Here is an 844-nt window from a genome sequence, read left to right as displayed (position 1 = left end):
ATCTTGACCAGCCAACAGCTCAGGAATGGCCAACGCTTGAATATCGGTCGGTTTCTTGAAGTCTTTTGGCAGTGCATGAATCAGCTCAGAACTCAATGAGAGAGTAGAAAATGGCATTAGCGAAACCTTGTACTTTTGGTTGAAGAAGCAATAAAAACAATGAAGATGCGGTAAAACGCAGGCGCGGACTTTATCACAATCTGTTAGGTGAGCCATCCTATTTTAGGCGCTTAAACCAAGCGGCGCCGGTGCAAATCGTCAGAAAACAAAAAAGCGCCGAGCCGAAACCCTGTGCTTTTAAAAACGGTTTTACATTGTAAATCGTTACTTGGTGAAGAAAGCGATTGAACACATCTCCCAAACCCAAAACAATCAGTTTTTGGCGTCTAACACCGAATCCAGTACAGATTGAGCATTACTCGCAATACTTTCATCACAGCACTGCTTTAAAACCAGAATGAAATCATTCAGTTCTTCGGCAGACACGCCATTATTCATGCTGATGTTGTAGTGAGCCGCAAGCTGGCTGTTCACTCCTTTGATATTTGCCAGCGCTGCAATCGTGGCAATTTCTCGTTGTTTCCACGTCAGGAGGTCACGCGCGAAAATGTCACCAAACAAGTGGGCTTTTAAGTACTGATCTATTTGAGGTGAAAAATCGAACAGCGGGCCTTTGACTTGCATACCGACCAGCGTTGTTTGGTTCTGACTGCCTAGCTCTAAGCTGCTTTTATCTGTCGATAACGGCGTCGATTCACGCCCTAATGTGTCGGTAATACCACGATTTTTGCGCACTACAACCACATCCATAAAAGCAGCCAATCCATTCAAACTGCGGGGAAAA

General features: G+C 44.8%; 1 protein-coding gene and 1 pseudogene. Both read right to left on the bottom strand.

Translation table 11 applies throughout. The features are described 5' to 3' along the window. Positions 1 to 216 (bottom strand): annotated as a pseudogene (locus R7E78_RS25535) (ATP-dependent helicase); the annotation flags it as partial. Positions 217 to 372: 156 nt separating this feature from the next. Further along, positions 373 to 844, bottom strand: a 472-nt coding sequence (locus R7E78_RS25530; RefSeq protein ID WP_318058530.1) for a carboxymuconolactone decarboxylase family protein, incomplete at its 5' end; no start/stop codon positions are given.

It is taken from the genome of Vibrio sp. YT-19(2023) (assembly GCF_033337395.1).
Note: the sequence above shows the minus strand (reverse complement) of the source record. Positions and strands in the feature narration are given on the sequence as shown.